Below are 19370 nucleotides of genomic sequence, written 5' to 3'. Positions count from 1 at the left end.
CATGAAGGTGTGGGTCAACGACGGACTGCGGGACGCGGACAGCGCGACGATCTCCGTCCTCGACCACGGCCTGACCGTGGGCGACGGGGTCTTCGAGACGCTCAAGGCGGTCGACGGCAGGGCATTCGCCCTGGAACCCCACCTCGACCGGCTCGTGGTCTCCGCGCGCGGCCTCGGCCTGCCCGACCCGGACCTTGACGAGGTCCGCCGCGCCTGCGCCGCCGTCCTGGAGGCGAACCCGATGCCGCTCGGCCGGCTGCGCGTCACCTACACCGGCGGCCTCTCCCCGCTCGGCTCCGACCGCGGCGACGACGGCCCCAGCCTCATCGTCGCCATCGGCGGGGCCACGCGCCGCCCCGACAGCACGGCCGTCGTCACCGTCCCGTGGACCCGCAACGAGCGCGGCGCGCTCACCGGCCTCAAGACCACGTCGTACGCGGAGAACGTCGTCGCCCTCGCCCACGCCCACCGGGCCGGCGCCTCCGAGGCGCTCTTCGCCAACACCGTGGGGCAGCTCTGCGAGGGCACCGGCTCCAACGTCTTCGTCGTCCTCGACGGCCGCGTCCACACGCCGCCGCTCGCCTCCGGCTGCCTCGCCGGGATCACCCGCCGGCTGGTCGCCGAGTGGACCGACGCCGTCGAGACGGACCTGCCGATGGACGTGCTGCGCACCGCCGACGAGGTCTTCCTGACCTCCACGCTGCGGGACGTCCAGGCGGTCCACCGCGTCGACGACCGGGAACTGGCGCCGGCGCCCGGCCCGGTCACCGCCAAGGCCGCGCGGGTCTTCGCCGAGCGGTCCGCGCTTCTGTGACGGTGCGGCCGGGGTGATGGCCCGACCCCCCGCGCTGGGTAGGACAAGGGTGATGACCACCACCCTGCGGCCGGTCGGGCCGCTCCAGCAGGCCGGCGACGGCACCCGCTCGCGCACCTACGAGGTGTGCGTGAACAGCCGCCCCGTCGGCGGCGTGCGCGTCGCGACCGTACGCACCGCCGAGGGGACCGTCGGCACCATCGGCGACCTGCGCGTCGCCGAGGCGGACCGCGGCCGCGGCCGCGGAACGGTGGCCGCCCTCGCGGCCGAGGAGGTGCTGCGGGGCTGGGACTGCGACCGGATCCGCGTCTCGGTGCCGGCCGGGGCCGCGCCCGCCCGGCGTCTGGCGACCGCCCTCGGGTACACCGAACGCGGCCACGTCCTGCTCAAGGAGTTCGACCCGGCGGACCCCGGCCCGCCGGCCCCCGCGGCGCTGGAGATCCGGCCGATGACCGCCGCCGAGTTCACCCCCTGGTGCGGCGCCGTCCCCGGCCGCCGGGAGCTGCTCCCCGAGGGCCTGGACACCGAGGGGGCGCGCGTCGAGGTGGCCCTGCGCGGCGGCGTACGGGTGGGCCACCTGTGGACCGGGTGGCGGGAGCTGCCGACGGGGGAGCGGGTGCCGTACGTCTGGGAGGTGGAGGTCGCCGACGGCGAGCGGGGCAAGGGGTACGGCCGCGCCCTCATGCGCCGCGCCGAGACCGCCGTGCGCGAAGCGGGAGGCGGGCGCGTCGCCCTGCGGGTGGACCCGGCGAACGCCCCGGCCCGCGCCCTCTACGCCTCCCTCGGCTACCACCCGCTCCTCGTGGACTACGAGAAGCGCCTGTACTGAGCCGGTCGCCGAGCCGGTCGGGCGCGCTCAGCCCGCGAGGAGACGGTCGGCGATCTCCTCGACGCGCGCCCGCAGCCCGTCCTGGCTCTTGCCGCCGTCCAGCCGCTCCCCGCCGATCAGGTACGTGGGCGTGCCGGTGACGCCCAGCGCCTTGCCCTCGGCCTGGTCGGCGTCGACCGCCAGCAGGTGCCGGCCGTCGATCAGCGCGGTGTCGAACTCCTCGTCGTCCAAACCCAGGTCGCGCGCCACCTCCAGCAGGAACGCCTCGCCCTCGGCGTCCAGTCGCTCCACCTCGGCGAGGACCGCCTCGGCGTACGGCCACCCCCGGCCCTGCGCCAGGGCCTCCTCGGCGGCCTGCGCCGCGGCGTAGGCGTGCCGGTGCTTCTCCAGCGGGAAGTGGCGCAGCCGCACCTCCAGCCGGTCGCCGTAGCGGGCCCGCAGCGCGCGCAGGTCCTCCAGGGCGGTCCGGCAGTCCGTGCACTGCAGCTCGCACCAGACGTCCAGGACGACGGGCTGCGCGGTGGGATCGGTGGTCGAGTCGCTCATGGCCCCAGTCTTCCAGCCGCGCGCTCCGCGCCCCAACCGGCACCCGGGGTGGAGGGCGACCCGGAGATTCCCCGGAGATACCGCGCCGCGCCCGGCCGGACCGTGGCCGCGGCGCACCCGGCCGATGCAGGATGGAAGGGACGTGACACCCCCAGCCCTGGAGGCCCCGATGCTCGCCGAGACCATATGCACCGCCGTGGCCGCGGCCGGACTGGGCATCGCGGCCGTCACGGCGTACCGCAGGCGCTTCCGCGCCGCCGTGCGCGTCGCCGCCTACGCGCTCGTGCCGCTGGGGCTGGTGCTGACCGGCGTCGTGCGCTGGCTGGCCGGTACGGCGTTCAGCCCGGCCGCCTGGGTCGGGTTCGGCCTGCTCGGCGCGGCCTGGCTGCTGCTGGCCGGGACCCGCGTCGCCGAGCGCCGCGCGGGCGGCGGCCGGGGGCGCCGCGGTGCGGCGGCCGGAGAGGAGCCGGGGGCCGTGGCGCCGGGCGCGACCCGTTCGCCGCTGGACGCCGGGCCCCGGTCGGGGAAGGCGAAGGCGAAGGCCGCCCCGGGAGAGGACTTCGACGAGATCGAGGCGATCCTGCGGAAGCACGGCATCTGACGCGACACGCCCGCGCGGGGCCGCCCCGCGGGGCCGCCCGGGGCCCGGCCCCGGGCCCGGCGGGGGTGGTCCGGGGTGGCGCGGAGGGTGGCGGTGGGAGGCGCCGGCATGGCGCTCCGCAGTGGAATGACATGAACTGCCCTATTTGTGGGGCCTGTTGCGTCCGAGGTGGTCCGCCGGCTGCGCCATGATCTGGGCCGAGATGCTCGATACCTCGCGGGAGCAGACCCCCGCCACCTCAGAAGAACCGCGCGGCTGCCTGTTCGCGCTCTCCCAGCCACCGCTCATGATCTTCCTGGCGGTGATCGGCGTCCTGCTGCTGATGGCGTCCGTGCACGACCTGTTCCTGCTGTGAACCCGGTCCGGTGCGGAGCCGGCCCGCCCGCCGGTCAGCCGGAGGCCTCCTTGCGACGTGCCCGGTACGCCGCCACGTGCAGACGGTTGCCGCAGGTGCGGCTGTCGCAGTAGCGCCGCGACCGGTTGCGGGAGAGGTCGACGAAGGCCCGGCCGCAGTCCGGCGCCTCGCACCGCCGCAGCCGCTCACGCTCGCCCGCCACCAGGATGAAGGCGAGGGCCATGCCGCAGTCGGCGGCGAGGTGGTCGGCGACCGAGGCGCCGGGGGCGAAGTAGTGCACGTGCCAGTCGTAGCCGTCGTGGTCGGTGAGCTGCGGCGTGGTGCCGGCGGCCGCCACCAGCTGGTTGATCAGCCCGGCGGCGGCCCGCGCGTCGGGCGCCGCGAACACCTCGGCGAACCGGCCCCGTACGGCGCGCACCGCCCGCAGGTCCTGGGCGCCGAGCTCGCCGACGCCGCTGATCTTGTGGCCCTCCACGAACGCGTACAGCGACGGCACGTCCCCGAGCGCCTCGCCGCGGCCGCCCTCCGGCGCCGTGTTCATCAGGTCGACGACGGTGTCGAGGGCGATCCGGGTGTCGTGGGGGATCAGCACGCTTCCGCTCCCTGGCCTGCCGCGGGCGGGCGCCCGCGGGTTCCGCTGACTCTAGCGGCTCGTCCGCGCCGTCCCCGGGCGCGCCTGTGCGCCCCCGGACGGCGCGGGAGACGCGTCGGGGGTGGGCGCGGGCGCCGGCGGGGCGGGTGGGCGGCGCGGCGGGGCGTACGCGGCGAAGGGGAGGGCCGCCGTCACCGCGGCGGTACGTGCGGAAGGGCAGGGACGGGCACCACCGCGACGGTGCGCGGTGACGTCCGCCCCTGCCCTTCCGCACGCGCACCCGTCCCGCGGCCGGCCGCCGTGCGGAGGCCGCGGAGGGGTGTGCCGGCGCCGTCGCCCCGAGTCGGACGGCGCCGGGTGGCTCGTGGGTCGCTCAGTCGTTCAGCTCTCCGCCAGGATGTGGGAGAGCTCCGTGTCGAGGTCGAAGTGACGGTGTTCGGTACCGGGGGGTACCGCGGCGTCGGTCCGCTTCAGGAACGACTCCAGGGCCCGGGCCGGGGCCTCGAGCAGTGCCTCGCCCTCCGGGGAGCTCAGCGCGATGCAGACGACGCCTTGGCCGTGGCTGCGGGACGGCCAGACTCTGACGTCGCCGGTGCCGGTGGGCCGGTGCAGCCCTTCGGCGAGGAGATCGCGGGCGAAGACCCACTCGACCGTCTCCTCGGCGCCGGTGTGGAAGGTGGCGTGCACGGCATACGGATCGGCCGTGTCATACCGCAGGCCCGCGGGGACGGGCAGTGAGGACTCACTCGACACAACGAGGCGCAGGTGCAGCTCGCAGCTGACCGTGGTGTTCATAAGCGCCATGGCCTTTCGCTCAGTGTGCGCTCGGGGATTCGCACGTCGGCGAAATCGACATCCCACCTACCGTGCCGTTGTAAACCCCTCTGCCCGTTTTGGGTGGCCTTGGGTACCTCGTTCGGCGGTGTGTAACCGGTGGTTATAGGTCCATTTCGGTAAGCCGCGCGAACCCCGATCGTCAGGTAGGTTGGGCCTTATGCGCGCGGAGAGTGACGAGCGGGAGAGGGTCGCCGGATCGACGGCGACCGGTGCGCCCGCGGCGGGGGACGCCGACGGCGGGACGAGGACCGGCACGGCCGGCGGCACCGGGACGGCAGGCGGTGCCGCGACGGGCGGAGCGGAGACGGCCGCCGAGCGGCCGCTCGGCTCGCGCGCGCCCGCCTTCGTGAAGGCGCGGCGCACGCTGCACCTCAGCTGGCAGGTCGGCGTCTTCCTCATCGGCCTCGCGGTGGTCCTGGCCGGCGTGCTCATGCTCGTCCTGCCCGGACCCGGCTGGTTCGTGATCTTCGCGGGCATGGCGATCTGGGCGACCGAGTTCGTCTGGGCGCAGCTCGTGCTCCGCTGGACCAAGCGCAAGGTCACCGAGGCCGCGCAGCGCGCCCTCGACCCGCGGGTGCGGCGCCGCAACATGCTGCTCACCGCCGCCGGACTCGTCATCGCCGGCGCGCTCGCCGCGATCTACCTGTGGAAGTTCGGCCTCGTCATGCCGTGGAAGATCAGCCAGTGACCCGCGGCGCCCCGGAAACCGGTCGGCGCACCCGCTGACATGGGGTAATGTTCTCCGTGCGCCCGGGCGATTAGCTCAGCGGGAGAGCGCTTCGTTCACACCGAAGAGGTCACTGGTTCGATCCCAGTATCGCCCACCACCCGGACCGAAGGCCCCGAGGATCCACTGATCCCGGGGCCTTCGGCATATCCGCGCCCGGACGCGGAACACGCACCGCCATGGACTGGCACCGCTACCGCTTCCGCAGCCTCTGGACGCTCCCCGCCCCCGCCGCCACGGTCTACGCCGCCCTGGAGCGCCCCGAGGAGTACCCCCGCTGGTGGCCCCAGGTCCGTACCGCGCGCCGGATCGACCGCCGCTCCGGGACCGCCCGCATCCGCTCCGCCCTTCCCTACGCGCTCGCCGTCACCCTCACCGAGCGCCGCCGCGACCCCGCCGCCGGCGTCCTGGAGGTCACCCTCACCGGGGACGTCGAGGGGTGGGCCCGCTGGACCGTCACCCCGAGCGCCGCGGGCCGCAGCCGCGCCCTGTACGAGCAGGAGGTCCGCGTCCGCAAGCCGCTGCTGCGCCGCCTCGCCGTACCGGCCCGGCCGCTCTTCCGCGCCAACCACGCCCTGATGATGCGGGCCGGCCGCCGCGGGCTCGCCGCCCGCCTGCGAGCGGTTTGAACGAACCCCCGCGGGACCTGTATGGTTCAGTGCGTTCCCGGGCGATTAGCTCAGCGGGAGAGCGCTTCGTTCACACCGAAGAGGTCACTGGTTCGATCCCAGTATCGCCCACCGAGGAAGGCCGGTCCGCCCAGCGGACCGGCCTTCTCGCCTTCCCCGTCGCGGGCTCCGGACGCCGCCCGGGCGGCCACCGCTCAGGCCGCCGCCACCGACTGTCCGGGCCGCACCGGCCACGCCGGGTCGACCTCCTCCTCCGAGCCGTTGCGCGCGAACCACGCCTGCAGGCCCCGTGCCTGCGCCGCGTGCCACACCGCCTGCCGGGAGTGCAGCTCGGCCACCGTCAGCTCCTCCAGCCGCGCGGCGAACCGGCGCCCCACCGCGCGGACCACCCCCAGCGACGCCGCCGCGTCCGCCGCGGCGTCGTGCGCCCCGTCCAACGCCACCTCGTAGTGCGCGCACAGGTCGGTCAGCGTCCGCCGCCCCTTGCGGTACCGGTCCAGGTGCTTGTCCAGCACCCGCGGGTCCAGCACCCGCAGCGGAGCGTCGCGCAGGTACCGGCCCAGCGACGACGCCTGGTGCCGCCGCAACTCCCGGTCCAGCAGCGTCAGGTCGAACGGGGCGTTCATCACCACCAGCGGCCGCCCCGCCGCCGCCTGCTCGGACAGCGCCCGGGCTATCTCGTCCATCACCGGCGCGGGCCACCGCCCGAGCCGCTGGAGGTGATCGTCCGTCAGGCCGTGCACATCCGTCGCCTCCCGGGGCACCGGCACGCCCGGGTTCACCAGCCACCGCGTCGTCCGCACCCGGCCGCCCTCGGCGTCCTGCACCACCACCGCCGCCGAGACGATCCGGTCCCGCTCCACGTCGACGCCCGTGGTCTCCGTGTCGAACGCGGCCAGGGGTCCTTCAAACCAGCGCGCCATACCCCGAACTCCTCGTACATCACCGGCAGATGGTCCGATCCCCTGCCCGAATCGGTGATACCCGGACCGTTTGCCCCGTACGCCGCCCGGTGACAACACACGTAGAGAGCAACCCTCCTGACGCTCGAACAGCCCGGAAGGCACGAGGAGCCATGGCGCTCGCCGCGCAGCCCGACCCCGGCACCCACCCCGCACCGCCCCTCCGCGGCGACCTCGCGACCACCGCCTGCATGGAGACCCTCCAAGTCGGCTACCTCCACGCGGTCGTGGCAGCCGCCGGCTGCACGCTCTCCCAGCCGTTCCCCGACAACGGCGTCGACTGGCACGTCAGCCACAGCGCCCCCGGCCACGCCGTCGACGACGAGGTGACCATCAAGGTGCAGCTGAAGGCCACCTACCAGATCCCCCCGCGCCCGCCCGGCACCGCCTTCTCCTTCAGCCTCGACAACGACCACCTGGTGAAGCTCGCCCGCACCCCCGTGGCCGTCCACAAGATCCTCGTCGTGATGCTCGTCCCCCGGACCCGCGACGACTGGATCGGCGCCGGGCACGACCGGCTCGACCTGCGCCACTGCTGCTACTGGACCAACCTCGCCGGCCACCCCGTCACCGGCAGGCGCCGCACCACCGTCCGCGTACCGACGGCGCGGATCTTCGACGACCGGGCCCTGTGCGGGATCATGGCCCGGATAGGGGCGGGAGGCACACCGTGACGAACCGACCGACCGAAGGACCGGCCCACCCCGAACCGCGCCGCGTCGACCCCCACGTCCTCGGCGCGCTCCTCGACCGCCACGGCTGGCAGCGCAGGGGCGGCGCCGCCGGCCACTACACCCGCTGGACCCCGCCCGCCCCGGGCGCCACCCCCGCCAGCCTCCTCGTCCCCGACGGCCGCGCCTTCCCCGACGCGGACGACCTCCTCGCCGAAGCGCTCACCGCGCTCGCCCGCAGCACCGCGCCCTCCGCGCGCGACGTCCTCACCGCCCTCGCCGTACCCAGCGACGAGGTGCGCTGGTGGTGCGGGAGCGGCCACGACACCGGTCCGCCCGCCCCGCCCGGCGCCCCCGCCGAGGCGGTCCGCTGGACCGCCCAGGACCGGCTGCGCGCCGCCGCCCGCCAGGTCCTCGTCGCCGCCGCGCTCGCCGTGCACGGCCACGCCCGCCACCACGGCGCCCGCCACCGCGACCGCGCCCGCGCGCTCGTCGACGGCGTCCTCGTCGGTGCGCCGCCCGCCGCCGGCCGCGGGCTCACCGCCTTCGTCCCCGTCACGACCGGCCGCCCCGTCACCGAGCGCCTCCACCACGCGTTGCACGCGACCCGCGAGGCCGTCGACTACCAGCGGGCCACCGGCCGCCCGGACGCCTTCGACACCGCCGTAGCCGCCGGGGTCAGCCGCGAACTCACCGAAGCGCTCGTCGCCCTCGTCCACGGCACCGAGGGCGCCGCCGTCACCCTCGCCTGGGCCCCCGCCGCGGGCGCCCCCGCCGGGTGCGCCGCCCGCCCCGAACCGGTCGAGTTCACCCCCGGCGACCTGCCCGCCCTGCGCCGGGCCGGTGAGCGCTACCTGCGCGACGAGCCCTCCGTGCCCGCCCGCGTCACCGGCGCGGTCGTCCGCCTGTGCCGCTCCGGCCCCCGCGGCGCCGGCACGGTCAGGCTGCGCGTCCTGTCCGGCGCCGACGTCCCGCGCCTGCGGGTCACCCTCGACGAGGACGCCTACCGGACGGCCGTCCACGCCCACCTCGCCGGCCTTCCGCTGCGCCTCGCGGGCCACCTGGACAGCGGCGCCGGCTTCCGCCGGCTGACCGGCGCGCACGACGTGGAGCCCGTCCCCGTGGACGACGCCGAGCGCGACCGGCTGCTGAAGGGGCTCGACGAGGAGTACTGACCCGGGCAAACCGTTTCGCGGCGGGGGACGCTCGCTCGGTACCATGCGGTACTAATGCGCGCGCCCCCCTTTCTGGGGCGCTCCCCCTTCAGTCAGGAGAGACCGGTGTCAGACGTCCGTGTGATCATCCAACGCGATTCCGAGCGGGAAGAGCGCGTGGTGACGACGGGCACTACGGCCGCCGACCTCTTCGCCGGCGAGCGCACCGTCATCGCGGCCCGCGTGGACGGCGAGCTGAAGGACCTCGCGTACGCGCCCCGGGACGGCGAGACCGTCGAGGGCGTGGAGATCTCCTCCGAGGACGGCCTGAACATCCTGCGCCACTCCACCGCGCACGTCATGGCGCAGGCCGTGCAGGAGCTGTTCCCCGAGGCCAAGCTGGGCATCGGCCCGCCCATCCGGGACGGCTTCTACTACGACTTCGACGTCAAGGAGCCCTTCACCCCCGAGGACCTCAAGCGCATCGAGAAGAAGATGCAGGAGATCCAGAAGCGGGGCCAGCGCTTCTCGCGCCGCGTCACCACCGACGAGGACGCCCGCGTCGAGCTCGCCGACGAGCCGTACAAGCTGGAGCTCATCGGCCTCAAGGGCAACGCCGCACAGGCCGCCGACGGCGCCGACGCCGAGGTCGGCGCGGGCGAGCTGACCATCTACGACAACCTCGACGCGAAGACCGGCGAGCTGTGCTGGAAGGACCTCTGCCGCGGCCCGCACCTGCCGACCACCCGGAACGTCCCGGCGTTCAAGCTGATGCGCTCCGCCGCCGCCTACTGGCGCGGCAGTGAGAAGAACCCGCAGCTCCAGCGCATCTACGGCACCGCGTGGCCGTCCAAGGACGAGCTCAAGGCGCACCTGGAGTTCCTCGCCGAGGCCGAGAAGCGCGACCACCGCAAGCTCGGCGCGGAGCTGGACCTGTTCTCCTTCCCCGAGGAGCTGGGCCCGGGCCTCGCCGTCTTCCACCCCAAGGGCGGCGTGATCCGCAAGGTGATGGAGGACTACTCCCGCAAGCGGCACGAGGACTCCGGCTACGAGTTCGTCAACACGCCGCACATCTCGAAGGAGAAGCTCTTCGAGACCTCGGGCCACCTGCCGCACTACGCGGAGGGCATGTTCCCCGCGATCGAGTTCGACGAGCAGAACTACCGCCTCAAGGCGATGAACTGCCCGATGCACAACCTGATCTTCAAGTCGCGCGGCCGCTCGTACCGCGAACTGCCCCTGCGCCTCTTCGAGTTCGGCACGGTCTACCGCTACGAGAAGTCGGGCGTCGTCCACGGCCTGACCCGCTCGCGCGGCTTCACGCAGGACGACTCGCACATCTACTGCACCAAGGAGCAGATGGCCGAGGAGCTGGACAAGCTCCTCACCTTCGTCCTGGACCTGCTGCGCGACTACGGCCTGAACGAGTTCGAGCTGGAGCTGTCCACCCGGGACGACTCCGACAAGTTCATCGGCTCGGACGAGGACTGGGCGGAGGCCACGGAGGCGCTGCGCCAGGCAGCCGAGAAGCAGGGCCTGCCGCTGGTGCCCGACCCGGGCGGCGCTGCCTACTACGGGCCGAAGATCTCCGTCCAGGCGCGGGACGCGATCGGCCGGTCCTGGCAGATGTCGACCCTCCAGGTGGACTTCAACCAGCCCAAGCGGTTCGGCCTGGAGTACACCGCGGCGGACGGCTCCAAGCAGCAGCCGGTCATGCTGCACCGGGCGCTGTTCGGCAGCATCGAGCGGTTCTTCGGCGTGCTCCTGGAGCACTACGCCGGCGCGTTCCCCGCCTGGCTCGCCCCCGTGCAGGCGGTCGGGATCCCGGTCGGCGACGCGCACGTGCCGTACCTGCGCGAGTTCGCGGAGGCGGCGCGGGAGCGCGGGCTGCGGATCGAGGTGGACGCCTCCTCGGACCGCATGCAGAAGAAGATCAGGAACGCGCAGAAGTCGAAGGTCCCGTTCATGGTCATCGTCGGCGACGACGACATGAACGCGGGCACGGTGTCCTTCCGCTACCGCGACGGCTCGCAGGAGAACGGCATCGCCCGCGACGAGGCCATCGCCAAGATCGTCGACGTGGTGGAGCGCCGCGTCCAGGTGTGACCCCGAGCCGAGGGGCGGTCCCGGTCACCGGGGCCGCCCCTCGGCGCTTCCGCCGTCACGTCCAGCGAATATGCTGGCCCGCATGACGACTGAGCCGGAGCAGCAGATCGGAGTCGGGACGCCTGACGCGTTCCAGCGCCTGTGGACGCCCCACCGGATGGCGTACATCCAGGGGGAGAACAAGCCGACCGGCCCCGGCGCCGACGACGGCTGTCCGTTCTGCACCATCCCGGCCAAGTCCGACGCGGACGGCCTGGTCGTCGCCCGCGGCACGTCGGTGTACGCCGTGCTCAACCTCTACCCGTACAACGGCGGGCACCTCATGGTCGTGCCGTTCCGGCACGTCGCCGACTACACGGAGCTGGACGACGCCGAGACCGCCGAGCTGGCGCTGCTGACCAAGCAGGCCATGACGGCGCTGCGCACGGCCTCCGGCGCGCACGGCTTCAACATCGGCATGAACCAGGGCGGCGCGGCCGGCGCCGGGATCGCCGCCCACCTGCACCAGCACATCGTGCCCCGCTGGGGCGGCGACACCAATTTCATGCCCGCCATCGCCGGTACCAAGGTGCTGCCGCAGCTGCTCGGCGACACCCGCCGGATGCTCGCCGAGGCGTGGCCCCGGGCCTGAGCCGGGGCCGCCCGGTCGTCACGCGTCGTACACGTCCGCCTTCCGCGGTGTGGGGTCGGCGGTGAAGTTGCTGCCGGCGAGCGAGCTGGTGTCCACGCCGTGCTCGTCGAGCATCCGGACCGTCGCCGCGTGGACGGCGCGCATCACGGGCGTGGACGCGCGGATGACGTCGTCCGCCATGAAGCGGTGCTTCCACGGCGGCTCCGCCCAGGCGTGCCGCAGGCCGAAGGGCTCGGGCAGGACCAGCTTGCCCCCGAGGAAGTCCAGCACCGGCGGGAACCACGTGAGCGGGGCGCGGACGGCCAGCCGGACCACCTCGTTCGTCTCCACGAGGGGCAGCTTGATCTCGCGGGTCTCCCAGAAGCGGACGGTCTTGGAGACCTCCCGGGTCTTCGCGGCGGGCTTGCTCGTGAAGAGGGAGTGGACGGGGCCGAGCGCGTGCCCCGACACCTCGATGCGCAGCGTGTGGAGGAGGGCGGTGACCGTGACGAGCATCGTCAGGACGAGCTGGCCGTCCCACAGGACGAACTGCACGCCCAGGTAGTGCCGGTTCCCCTTGCCGAACTGGTTCTCGTTGCAGATGCGCTGGATCTCGTGCGGCTTGACCTGGTACAGCACCACGTCCTCGCCGGCGGGGCGGGCGACCTCCTTGGCGCCGTCGCCGACGGGCACCACCACCCAGTGGTGGACGGACGGGCTGGGGAAGCCCGTCTTCAGCGAGCCGCGTTCGAGCAGCTTCAGCTGGTCGTGGATGGGCCGTATGACGTCCCAGGTGCGGAAGGCGTGGATCTCCTTGCCGTCGCGGGGCTTCAGCTCCTCCGCGAGGTGCCAGCCGCCCCAGCGCGTGCCCATGCCGAGTATGCCGCGCGGGCCCGCGTAGAAGACGATGTTGGACCGCTGCTCCGCGGTGAGCTTCGCCAGGGACTGGCGCAGCTCCTCGGCGGCGGTCTCGCCGGGGCTCTGCGGGACGGCCTCGGGGATCTTCGCCGCGACGCCGCCCCCGCTCAGCAGCGCCTCCCAGCGGGCCCTCAGGTCCTGGGCGGTGGTCTCGCAGACGTGCTTGGCCAGGTACCAGCCGACGACCGGCGCGATGATCGCGGCCCGGACGTACAGCGGCCAGAAACCGTCCAGCGGCAGCTTCCACAGGGCCAGCGCGGCGAGGATGCCGACGCCGAGGAGGAGGGTGGTGCCGGCGGCGCCGGCCCGCTTGTTGGCGGCGCCGGCCAGTGAGCGGCGGATCTGGAAGACGACCAGCCACAGGAGCAGGCCGGGGAGGAACACCACGCCGCACAGCAGGGTGATGAGCGTCAGGCGCAGGTCCCGCTCCTTGCGGATGCGGTTGGCGGCGAGGCAGTGTTCGACGACCGGCTGCGGGTCGGTGCCGAAGGACTGGATGACCGGCTTGCGGGCGCCGCCGAGCATGCGCGCCACGACGGCCCGGGAGAACGCCTCGCCCAGGTTCGGTTCGAAGAGGGAGAACTTCCCCTTCTTGACGGTCGACTCGTACCCGGCGTTGTTCGCCTTGAGGATGTCGTCGACCGGGCTGTCGCGGTACGCGGCGGAGGCCAGGGCGTTCGTGGCCACCGTCTGCCCGGCCGAGCCCTGGAGCGGGACCTGGGCCCCGGGACCGAAACTGTCCATTGTCGCCTTCGCCCCCATCGACGCACGTGCCGCATCCCTGACCCCGCACTGCGGCCCTTCCCAACTCGGCCGGGTCGCACACCTGCTGAGCTGGGCGCTCCAGCCTATCGGGGAGTCGGCCCGCGCGTCAGTCGGAACCGGGACAGCCGAAGGCCGCCCGCCGGGAGGGGAGTCGGCGGGCGGCCCGCGTTCGGCGGCGCTCGGCGCGGTCAGCGGGCGGAGTGCTCGGGCTCCTGCGCGCGGAGCCGGTCGGCGACGTGCGGCGGCACCGCCTCGTGGCGTGCGTAGCAGCGGCTGAAGCGGCCGGTGCCGTGGGCGAGGGAGCGGAGGTCGACGGCGTACCGGCCGATCTCGAGCTCGGGTACGTCGGCGCGGACCAGGGTGCGTCCCGGGCCGGCCTGCTCGGTGCCGACGACGCGGCCGCGGCGGCCGGACAGGTCGCTCATGACGGGGCCGACGAACTCGTCGGGGACGAGGACGCGGACCTCGGCGACGGGCTCCAGCAGGCTGACGGGGCTGCCCGCGGCGGCCTCGCGCAGGGCCAGGGCGCCGGCCGTCTGGAACGCGGCGTCGGAGGAGTCCACCGAGTGCGCCTTGCCGTCGACCAGTGTGACGCGGACGTCGACGAGGGGGTACCCGGCGGCGACGCCGCGGGCGGCCTGGGCGCGTACGCCCTTCTCCACCGAGGGGATGAACTGGCGCGGCACGGCGCCGCCGACGACCTTGTCGACGAACTCGATGCCGGAGCCGGGCGGCAGCGGCTCCACCTCGATGTCGCAGATGGCGAACTGGCCGTGCCCGCCGGACTGCTTGACGTGGCGTCCGCGGGCGGCGGCGGGGGCGCCGAACGTCTCGCGCAGCGCGACCCGGTGGGGGACGGCGTCGACCTGGACGCCGTAGCGGCCCCGCAGCCGTTCGAGGGCGACGTCCACATGGGCCTCGCCGAGGCACCACAGGACGACCTGGTGGGTGTCGGGGTTCTGCTCCAGCCGCATGGTGGGGTCCTCGGCGGCCAGCCGGGCGAGGCCCTGGGAGAGCTTGTCCTCGTCGGCCTTGCTGCGGGCCCGGATGGCCAGGGGCAGCAGCGGGTCGGGCATGGTCCAGGGCTCCATGAGGAGCGGGTCGTCCTTGGCCGACAGGGTGTCGCCCGTCTCGGCGCGCGACAGCTTGGCGACGCAGGCGAGGTCGCCCGCGACGCAGTGGGCCATCGGGCGCTGCTGCCTGCCGAACGGGGCGAAGAGGGAGCCGACGCGCTCGTCGACGTCGTGGTCCTCGTGCCCCCGGTCGGCGAGCCCGTGGCCCGAGACGTGGACCGTCTCGTCGGGGCGGAGCGTTCCGGAGAAGACGCGGACGAGGGAGATGCGGCCGACGTACGGGTCGGACGTCGTCTTGACGACCTCCGCAGCGAGCGGGCCGTCCGGGTCGCAGGACAGGGCGGGGCGGGGCTCGCCGTGGGGGGTGGTGACCTCGGGGGCGGGCCGCTCCGACGGCGTGGGGAAGCCGCGGGTGATCAGGTCGAGGAGTTCGACGGTGCCCAGGCCCTGCCGGCCGCCCGGGGGCGCGGGCGCGGCGGCGAGCACCGGGTGGAAGGTGCCGCGGGCGACGGCCTTCTCCAGGTCCTCGACGAGCGTCTTGAGGTCGATGTCCTCGCCGGCGAGGTAGCGGTCCATGAGGGTCTCGTCCTCGCTCTCCGCGATGATGCCCTCGATGAGCCGGTTGCGGGCCTCCTCGATCAGGGGGAGCTGCGCGTCGTCCGGCGGGTCCTCGCGCCGCTCACCGGTGGAGTAGTCGAGGATCCGGCGGGTGAGGAGGCCGACCAGGCCGGTGGCCGGGGCGTGCCCGTCGGGGGCCTCGGGGCCGAGGACGGGGAGGTACAGCGGGAGGACGGCGTCGGGGTCGTCGCCGCCGAACAGCTCCCCGCACACGCGGGTGAGCCGCGCGTAGTCGGTGCGGGCCGTGTCGAGGTGGGTGACGACGATGGCGCGCGGCATGCCGACGGCCGCGCACTCCTCCCAGATCAGCCGGGTCGAGCCGGCGACGGCGCCCTCCTCCTGGGCGGCCGAGACGACGAAGAGCGCGGCGTCGGCGGCGCGCAGTCCGGCGCGGAGCTCGCCGACGAAGTCCGCGTAGCCGGGGGCGTCGAGGAGGTTGATCTTGCAACCGCCCCACTCGACGGGGACGAGGGAGAGCTGCACCGACCGCTGCCTGCGGTGTTCGATCTCGTCGTGGTCGGAGAGCGTGGAGCCGTCCTCCACGCGCCCCGCCCGGTTGACGGCGCCCGCGGTGAGCGCGAGGGCCTCGACGAGGGTGGTCTTGCCGGATCCGCTGTGGCCGACCAGCACCACGTTCCTGATGGATGAGGGCTGGTCGGCCGTAGCCGCCCTGCCGGCGGCCCCGAGGTGGGTGTGCGCCTTGTCGCCCATGTTCTTCCTCCCGATCGCTGGTGGACGGTGAGGTGGGGGGCGCGGGCTCGTCACGGGGAGCGGGGTGGGGGCGCGGGGCCCCGGCCCGGGCGGGTCGGCTCCTGCGGTGCCCGCGGTCGTCCTTCGAGCTTTCCACCCCGCCGGGGCTGCGTCCATACGTCGGACATCGACCGACGTCGGAGGGGTGCCGCGGGTGCCCGGGGGTCGGCCGCCACCGTCCGTGGCTACGATGGGCCAGCCGGTGGCCGAAGGGGCCGCCCGGCCACCTACCCCTCGGGAAGGCCATGCTGAACAAGTACGCGCGTGCGTTCTTCACGCGTGTTCTCACACCGTTCGCCGCGTTTCTCCTCCGCCGCGGGGTGACCCCCGACGCGGTGACGCTCGTGGGCACCGCGGGCGTCGTGGCGGGAGCGCTGGTCTTCTTCCCGCGCGGGGAGTTCTTCTGGGGCACGATCGTGATCACGCTCTTCGTGTTCTCCGACCTCGTCGACGGCAACATGGCACGTCAGGCCGGCGTCTCCAGCCGTTGGGGGGCGTTCCTCGACTCCACGCTGGACCGCGTCGCCGACGGGGCGATCTTCGGCGGCTTCGCGCTCTGGTACGCCGGCGGCGGTGACGACGACGTGCTGTGCGCGGTGTCCATCTTCTGCCTGGCCAGCGGGCAGGTCGTGTCGTACACGAAGGCGCGCGGCGAGGCGATCGGGCTGCCCGTCGCGGTGAACGGCCTGGTCGAACGGGCCGAGCGGCTCGTCGTCTCGCTCGTCGCCGCGGGACTGGCCGGCCTGCACGGCTTCGGCGTGCCGGGCGTGCAGATCCTGCTGCCCGTCGCCCTGTGGGCGGTGGCCGTCGGCAGCGCGGTGACCCTCGGGCAGCGGGTCGTCACGGTCCGCCGCGAGGCCGCGGAGGCCGACGCCGGCGGCGGTACCCCCAGGGGCAGCGAGGCCACGTCATGAGCGGCGCCAGGGACCGGCTGACCGACGCCCTGTACGGGGCGGGCTGGAGCACGGTGAAGAAGCTCCCCGCGCCCGTCGCCGCCGCGCTCGGCCGGCGCATCGCCGACACGGCGTGGAAGCGGCGCGGCCGGGGCGTGCTCCAGCTGGAGGCGAACCTGGCCCGGGTCGTGCCCGACGCCGACCCCCGGCGGCTCGCGGAGCTGTCCCGGGCCGGGATGCGCTCGTACATGCGGTACTGGATGGAGTCCTTCCGGCTGCCGGCCTGGAGCGAGGAGCAGGTGCGGCGGTCCGTAGGCATCGAGGACATCGACCGCCTGACCGACACCCTCGCGGCCGGCCGGGGCGTCGTCCTGGCGCTCCCGCACCTGGCCAACTGGGACCTCGCCGGCGTGTGGGCGACCCGGGCGCTCGGCGTGCCGTTCACGACGGTCGCCGAACGGCTGAAGCCCGAGTCGCTGTACGACCGCTTCGTGGCGTACCGCGAGTCGCTGGGCATGGAGGTGATCCCGCACACCGGCGGCAGCGCCTTCGGCGCGCTCGCCCGGCGGCTGCGCTCCGGCGGGCTGGTGTGCCTGGTCGCCGACCGCGACCTGTCGGCGTCCGGCGTCGAGGTCGACTTCTTCGGCGAGCGGGCGCGGATGCCCGCCGGGCCCGCGCTGCTCGCCCAGCAGACGGGCGCGCTGCTGCTGCCCGCCACGCTCTGGTACGAGGACGCGACGACGATGCGGGGTCGGATCCACCAGCCCGTGGACGTGCCCGCGTCGGGAACGCGCGCCGAGAAGACGGCCGTGATGACCCAGGCGCTGGCCGACGCCTTCGCGGGCGGCATCGCCGAGCACCCGGAGGACTGGCACATGCTGCAGCGGCTGTGGTCCGCCGACCTGGAGACCCCCGGGGGGCCCGCGTGAGGATCGGCATCGTCTGCCCCTACTCGTGGGACGTCCCCGGCGGCGTCCAGTTCCACATCCGCGACCTGGCCGAGCACCTGATCCGCCTCGGCCACCACGTCTCGGTGCTGGCCCCCGCCGACGACGGGACGCCGCTGCCGCCTTACGTCGTCTCGGCCGGCCGGGCCGTCCCCGTGCCGTACAACGGCTCCGTGGCCCGGCTGAACTTCGGCTTCCTGTCGGCGGCGCGGGTACGGCGGTGGCTGCACGAGGGCACCTTCGACGTGATCCACATCCACGAGCCGACGTCGCCGTCGCTGGGCCTGCTCGCCTGCTGGGCAGCGCAGGGGCCGATCGTGGCCACGTTCCACACCTCGAACCCGCGCTCCCGGGCGATGATCGCCGCGTACCCGATCCTCCAGCCCGCGCTGGAGAAGATCAGCGCGCGGATCGCGGTGAGCGAGTACGCCCGGCGCACGCTGGTGGAACACCTCGGCGGGGACGCCGTCGTCATCCCCAACGGCGTGGACGTGGACTTCTTCGCCCGCGCCGAGCCGAAGGCCGCCTGGCAGGGCGGCACGCTCGGGTTCATCGGCCGCATCGACGAGCCCCGCAAGGGACTCCCCGTGCTGATGAAGGCGCTCCCGCGCATCCTCGACGCCCTCCCCGACACCCGGCTGCTGGTCGCCGGCCGGGGAGACGAGGAGGAGGCGGTGGCGTCCCTCCCGGCCGGGATGCGCCGGCGCGTGGAGTTCCTCGGCATGGTCAGCGACGAGGACAAGGCGCGGCTGCTGCGCAGCGTCGACGTGTACGTGGCGCCCAACACCGGCGGTGAGAGCTTCGGCATCATCCTCGTCGAGGCGCTGTCGGCGGGCGCGCCCGTGCTCGCCAGCGACCTCGACGCGTTCGCCCAGGTCCTGGACCGGGGCGCGGCCGGCGAGCTCTTCGCCAACGAGGACGCCGACGCCCTCGCCGACGCGGCCGTCCGCCTCCTCGGCGACGCGCCCCGCCGCGCCGAGCTCAGCGCCCGGGGCAGCGCGCACGTGCGGCGCTTCGACTGGTCGACGGTCGGGGCGGACATCCTGGCGGTGTACGAGACGGTCACCGACGGCGCGGCCTCCGTCGCCACCGACGAGCGGGCCACGGGGCTGCTGGCGCGCTGGGGGCTGGCGCGCGACTAGGTACTGTCCGGAACGCGGCGCCGTCCGCCCGGAGGGGGCGCGCGGCAGGAGGGGGGGGAGGGCCGATGGCCGGGAGCGCGGTGGTCCGCAGACTCGACCTGGGGTACTTCGTGCGGCCCGCGGTGGAGACCGGCACCGGCCTGCCGCGGGTCGAGCCGGTCCTGGCGTACCTCGTGCGCCACGCGGCCGGTCTGCTGCTGTTCGACACCGGCATCGGCACGGGCGACCCGGAGGCCGAGGCGCACTACCGGCCCCGGCGCCGGGACCTGCGGGCCGCGCTCGCCGACGCGGGCGCCGCGCCCGAGGACGTCCGGCTCGTGGTCAACTGCCACCTCCACTTCGACCACTGCGGCGGCAACCCGGCGTTCGCCGGCCGGCCGGTGCTCGTCCAGCGCGCGGAACTCGCCGCCGCCCGGGCGGGCGGCCACACCATCGACGCCCTGGTGGACCACCCCGGCGCCCGGTACGAGGAGCTCGACGGCGAGGCGGAGGTGTGGCCCGGCGTGACGGTCGTCCCCACCCCCGGGCACACCGACGGCCACCAGTCGCTGGTGGTGTCCGGGCCGGCGGGGACGACCGTCCTCGCCGGGCAGGCCCGGGACTTCGCGTCGGAGTTCGCCTCCGACGAGATGGCCCGCCGGGCCGGGCTCCACACCCCCGGCACCGACCGGCCGCCCCACCCGGCCTGGCTCGACCGGCTGGCCGACTTCGCCCCCGGGCGGGTGCTCTTCGCCCACGACCGGTCCGTGTGGGAGGGCGCCATGCCGCCGGGCGGGGGCGCCCCGCGGACGGGGGAGGGGCCGGCGCGGCGGCCCCGGTAGCCTTTCGGCC

At 74.4% G+C, this 19370-nt stretch carries 20 protein-coding genes and 2 tRNA genes; 16 read left to right on the top strand and 6 right to left on the bottom strand.

The window, feature by feature from the left end; translation table 11 throughout:
- Position 1: 1 nt before the first annotated feature.
- Positions 2-814, top strand: coding sequence for an aminotransferase class IV (locus LPA54_RS08705; protein ID WP_228975453.1), 813 nt, complete (start codon positions 2-4; stop codon positions 812-814).
- Between the two features lie 52 nt (positions 815-866).
- Entirely contained in the window at positions 867-1643 is a 777-nt protein-coding gene (locus tag LPA54_RS08700; protein WP_228975452.1) for a GNAT family N-acetyltransferase, read from the top strand.
- A 27-nt stretch (positions 1644-1670) separates the two neighbouring features.
- On the opposite strand, the gene LPA54_RS08695 is transcribed toward LPA54_RS08700, so the two are convergent.
- A complete protein-coding gene (locus LPA54_RS08695) occupies positions 1671-2189 on the bottom strand; it encodes a DsbA family protein (protein ID WP_228975449.1) in 519 nt (172 codons plus the stop codon).
- 169 nt (positions 2190-2358) lie between these two features.
- Between LPA54_RS08695 and LPA54_RS08690 the strand changes: the two genes are divergently transcribed.
- Entirely contained in the window at positions 2359-2790 is a 432-nt protein-coding gene (locus tag LPA54_RS08690) for a hypothetical protein (protein WP_228975608.1), read from the top strand.
- Positions 2791-2992: 202 nt separating this feature from the next.
- Positions 2993-3145, top strand: a complete 153-nt coding sequence (locus tag LPA54_RS08685) for a hypothetical protein (RefSeq protein WP_198549370.1) — start codon at positions 2993-2995, stop codon at positions 3143-3145.
- Between the two features lie 34 nt (positions 3146-3179).
- On the opposite strand, the gene LPA54_RS08680 is transcribed toward LPA54_RS08685, so the two are convergent.
- Entirely contained in the window at positions 3180-3737 is a 558-nt protein-coding gene (locus LPA54_RS08680; RefSeq protein WP_228975447.1) for a CGNR zinc finger domain-containing protein, read from the bottom strand.
- Positions 3738-4118: 381 nt separating this feature from the next.
- Positions 4119-4532 (bottom strand): SsgA family sporulation/cell division regulator, encoded by a 414-nt coding sequence (locus tag LPA54_RS08675; protein ID WP_003959770.1) that lies wholly within the window; start codon positions 4530-4532, stop codon positions 4119-4121.
- 199 nt (positions 4533-4731) lie between these two features.
- On the opposite strand from LPA54_RS08675, the gene LPA54_RS08670 reads away from it, so the two are divergent.
- From LPA54_RS08670 to LPA54_RS08655, 4 genes are all read left to right on the top strand, one after another.
- Positions 4732-5262 (top strand): TIGR02611 family protein, encoded by a 531-nt coding sequence (locus LPA54_RS08670; protein ID WP_228975445.1) that lies wholly within the window; start codon positions 4732-4734, stop codon positions 5260-5262.
- Between the two features lie 64 nt (positions 5263-5326).
- Positions 5327-5401: transfer RNA gene (locus LPA54_RS08665), tRNA-Val, on the top strand.
- Between the two features lie 79 nt (positions 5402-5480).
- The gene (locus LPA54_RS08660) at positions 5481-5930 is read left to right on the top strand and encodes an SRPBCC family protein (protein ID WP_228975443.1); all 450 of its coding nucleotides are present in this window, start codon (positions 5481-5483) and stop codon (positions 5928-5930) included.
- A gap of 39 nt (positions 5931-5969) precedes the next feature.
- Positions 5970-6041 (top strand) — tRNA-Val (locus LPA54_RS08655).
- Between the two features lie 83 nt (positions 6042-6124).
- On the opposite strand, the gene LPA54_RS08650 is transcribed toward LPA54_RS08655, so the two are convergent.
- A complete protein-coding gene (locus LPA54_RS08650; protein ID WP_228975441.1) occupies positions 6125-6853 on the bottom strand; it encodes an exonuclease domain-containing protein in 729 nt (242 codons plus the stop codon).
- Between the two features lie 152 nt (positions 6854-7005).
- Here LPA54_RS08650 and LPA54_RS08645 point away from each other — a divergent pair, with 152 nt between their 5' ends.
- The 4 genes from LPA54_RS08645 (at position 7006) to LPA54_RS08630 (ending at position 11454) form a co-directional block, all read left to right on the top strand.
- Positions 7006-7566, top strand: a complete 561-nt coding sequence (locus LPA54_RS08645; protein ID WP_228975439.1) for a DUF4365 domain-containing protein — start codon at positions 7006-7008, stop codon at positions 7564-7566.
- A complete protein-coding gene (locus tag LPA54_RS08640; RefSeq protein ID WP_228975437.1) occupies positions 7563-8738 on the top strand; it encodes a hypothetical protein in 1176 nt (391 codons plus the stop codon). Before LPA54_RS08645 ends, LPA54_RS08640 begins: the two co-directional genes overlap by 4 nt.
- A 105-nt stretch (positions 8739-8843) precedes the next feature.
- Positions 8844-10823 (top strand): threonine--tRNA ligase, encoded by a 1980-nt coding sequence (gene thrS, locus LPA54_RS08635; protein WP_228975435.1) that lies wholly within the window; start codon positions 8844-8846, stop codon positions 10821-10823.
- Between the two features lie 70 nt (positions 10824-10893).
- Entirely contained in the window at positions 10894-11454 is a 561-nt protein-coding gene (locus tag LPA54_RS08630) for an HIT domain-containing protein (RefSeq protein WP_228975434.1), read from the top strand.
- Between the two features lie 18 nt (positions 11455-11472).
- Here LPA54_RS08630 and LPA54_RS08625 read toward each other — a convergent pair whose 3' ends face one another.
- Positions 11473-13095, bottom strand: coding sequence for a hypothetical protein (locus LPA54_RS08625; RefSeq protein ID WP_228975430.1), 1623 nt, complete (start codon positions 13093-13095; stop codon positions 11473-11475).
- 209 nt (positions 13096-13304) lie between these two features.
- Positions 13305-15518, bottom strand: a complete 2214-nt coding sequence (locus LPA54_RS08620) for an elongation factor G-like protein EF-G2 (protein ID WP_228975429.1) — start codon at positions 15516-15518, stop codon at positions 13305-13307.
- A 284-nt stretch (positions 15519-15802) separates the two neighbouring features.
- Here LPA54_RS08620 and pgsA point away from each other — a divergent pair, with 284 nt between their 5' ends.
- From pgsA to LPA54_RS08600, 4 genes are all read left to right on the top strand, one after another.
- Positions 15803-16471 (top strand): phosphatidylinositol phosphate synthase, encoded by a 669-nt coding sequence (pgsA, locus tag LPA54_RS08615; RefSeq protein ID WP_228975427.1) that lies wholly within the window; start codon positions 15803-15805, stop codon positions 16469-16471.
- Positions 16468-17379 carry a phosphatidylinositol mannoside acyltransferase gene (locus LPA54_RS08610; protein WP_228975425.1) on the top strand — a complete coding sequence of 304 codons (912 nt, stop codon included), beginning with the start codon at positions 16468-16470 and terminating at the stop codon, positions 17377-17379. Before pgsA ends, LPA54_RS08610 begins: the two co-directional genes overlap by 4 nt.
- Positions 17376-18539, top strand: coding sequence for a glycosyltransferase family 4 protein (locus tag LPA54_RS08605; protein ID WP_228975424.1), 1164 nt, complete (start codon positions 17376-17378; stop codon positions 18537-18539). Before LPA54_RS08610 ends, LPA54_RS08605 begins: the two co-directional genes overlap by 4 nt.
- A gap of 65 nt (positions 18540-18604) precedes the next feature.
- Complete coding sequence (locus tag LPA54_RS08600; RefSeq protein WP_228975421.1) at positions 18605-19360, top strand: N-acyl homoserine lactonase family protein; 756 nt, start codon at positions 18605-18607, stop codon at positions 19358-19360.
- Positions 19361-19370 lie beyond the last annotated feature (10 nt).

Source organism: Streptomyces sp. DH12, from assembly GCF_020873895.1.
GTDB lineage: Bacteria > Actinomycetota > Actinomycetes > Streptomycetales > Streptomycetaceae > Streptomyces.
This window is presented reverse-complemented; position numbering and strand designations above follow the sequence as displayed.

Bases quoted from the DNA above. Each gene is read 5' to 3' on its own strand.
- LPA54_RS08630 (WP_228975434.1), top strand. From the start codon at position 10,894: ATGCTGGCCCGCATGACGACTGAGCCGGAGCAGCAGATCGGAGTCGGG.
- LPA54_RS08685 (WP_198549370.1), top strand. From the start codon at position 2,993: ATGCTCGATACCTCGCGGGAGCAGACCCCCGCCACCTCAGAAGAACCG.
- LPA54_RS08620 (WP_228975429.1), bottom strand. From the start codon at position 15,518: ATGGGCGACAAGGCGCACACCCACCTCGGGGCCGCCGGCAGGGCGGCT.
- LPA54_RS08610 (WP_228975425.1), top strand. From the start codon at position 16,468: ATGAGCGGCGCCAGGGACCGGCTGACCGACGCCCTGTACGGGGCGGGC.
- LPA54_RS08600 (WP_228975421.1), top strand. From the start codon at position 18,605: ATGGCCGGGAGCGCGGTGGTCCGCAGACTCGACCTGGGGTACTTCGTG.
- LPA54_RS08660 (WP_228975443.1), top strand. From the start codon at position 5,481: ATGGACTGGCACCGCTACCGCTTCCGCAGCCTCTGGACGCTCCCCGCC.
- LPA54_RS08625 (WP_228975430.1), bottom strand. From the start codon at position 13,095: ATGGACAGTTTCGGTCCCGGGGCCCAGGTCCCGCTCCAGGGCTCGGCC.
- LPA54_RS08675 (WP_003959770.1), bottom strand. From the start codon at position 4,532: ATGAACACCACGGTCAGCTGCGAGCTGCACCTGCGCCTCGTTGTGTCG.
- pgsA (WP_228975427.1), top strand. From the start codon at position 15,803: ATGCTGAACAAGTACGCGCGTGCGTTCTTCACGCGTGTTCTCACACCG.
- LPA54_RS08690 (WP_228975608.1), top strand. From the start codon at position 2,359: ATGCTCGCCGAGACCATATGCACCGCCGTGGCCGCGGCCGGACTGGGC.
- LPA54_RS08705 (WP_228975453.1), top strand. From the start codon at position 2: ATGAAGGTGTGGGTCAACGACGGACTGCGGGACGCGGACAGCGCGACG.
- LPA54_RS08700 (WP_228975452.1), top strand. From the start codon at position 867: ATGACCACCACCCTGCGGCCGGTCGGGCCGCTCCAGCAGGCCGGCGAC.
- LPA54_RS08650 (WP_228975441.1), bottom strand. From the start codon at position 6,853: ATGGCGCGCTGGTTTGAAGGACCCCTGGCCGCGTTCGACACGGAGACC.
- LPA54_RS08670 (WP_228975445.1), top strand. From the start codon at position 4,732: ATGCGCGCGGAGAGTGACGAGCGGGAGAGGGTCGCCGGATCGACGGCG.
- LPA54_RS08695 (WP_228975449.1), bottom strand. From the start codon at position 2,189: ATGAGCGACTCGACCACCGATCCCACCGCGCAGCCCGTCGTCCTGGAC.
- LPA54_RS08645 (WP_228975439.1), top strand. From the start codon at position 7,006: ATGGCGCTCGCCGCGCAGCCCGACCCCGGCACCCACCCCGCACCGCCC.